The sequence below is a fragment of the Rhodoplanes sp. SY1 genome, assembly GCF_046000175.1.
Classification (GTDB): Bacteria; Pseudomonadota; Alphaproteobacteria; order Rhizobiales; family Xanthobacteraceae; genus Rhodoplanes.
Genome location: NZ_JBEOMB010000294.1, coordinates 1 through 642, shown reverse-complemented (window position 1 = coordinate 642; position 642 = coordinate 1). Strand labels below are relative to the sequence as shown.

The window sequence follows — 642 nt, the reverse complement described above, 5'->3', positions numbered from 1 at the left end:
GGCCTCCTGCCGCAGTCCCTATGCGCGCGAAGGCCGGCTTCCCTTGCGCTGTGATCGAAGGTGTGCCGGCGGACGGGACACGCCGCGGTCCCATCCATGATGCTCCGGCGGCGGTTCCCTCCAGGAACCGCGACGCCCTTCGACTGTAACGACAGACACGGCGTGATGGGATCACAATACCGTTGCGACGAGACGTCGCTGTGCACCGCGATAACCGGGTTTCTTATCAGCCAGATGTCATATTCCGGCTACTCCCCGTTGGCTTCGGTGCGGTTACGCTCCCGCCGCTCGGGCGCGTGTCGATAGGTGATGACGACGCAGGCCAGCGCGAGGACCAGAATGGCGCCGCTCTCGTAGAGCAGATTAACGGGCGGCTGATCCTTGCCCTGCAGGATGACCAGCCGCGACAGCGCCGTGATGGCGATGAACAGCGGCAGCGTGATGGGCATCTTCTTGGCGCAGAACGATCGCGTAGACCTCCTGCCCCATCGCGACGACGGTGAAGAGCGCGATCCCGAGCAGGAACCCGTCCTCCACCCGGTGGATGATCCGCCCGACCGTGCCATCCTTGAATGCCGGTTTCGCCATGAGACCGCCCCGCGCCCCGAGTTGACCGGCGCACCGCCGGACGATTCGCCCGGC

2 protein-coding genes are annotated in these 642 nt (G+C 65.7%); one reads left to right on the top strand and one right to left on the bottom strand.

The features are described from left to right. Positions 1–248: 248 nt before the first annotated feature. Positions 249–449, bottom strand: a complete 201-nt coding sequence (locus ABTU92_RS29220; RefSeq protein WP_408095057.1) for a phosphate-starvation-inducible PsiE family protein — start codon at positions 447–449, stop codon at positions 249–251. On the opposite strand from ABTU92_RS29220, the gene ABTU92_RS29215 reads away from it, so the two are divergent. Beyond that, the coding region (locus ABTU92_RS29215; RefSeq protein WP_408095056.1) for a hypothetical protein at positions 424–642 on the top strand (219 nt) is incomplete at its 3' end. The genes ABTU92_RS29220 and ABTU92_RS29215 overlap by 26 nt on opposite strands.

What these genes read in the sequence shown, in the direction of transcription:
- ABTU92_RS29220 (WP_408095057.1), bottom strand. Translation starts at nt 449, where the DNA reads ATGCCCATCACGCTGCCGCTGTTCATCGCCATCACGGCGCTGTCGCGG.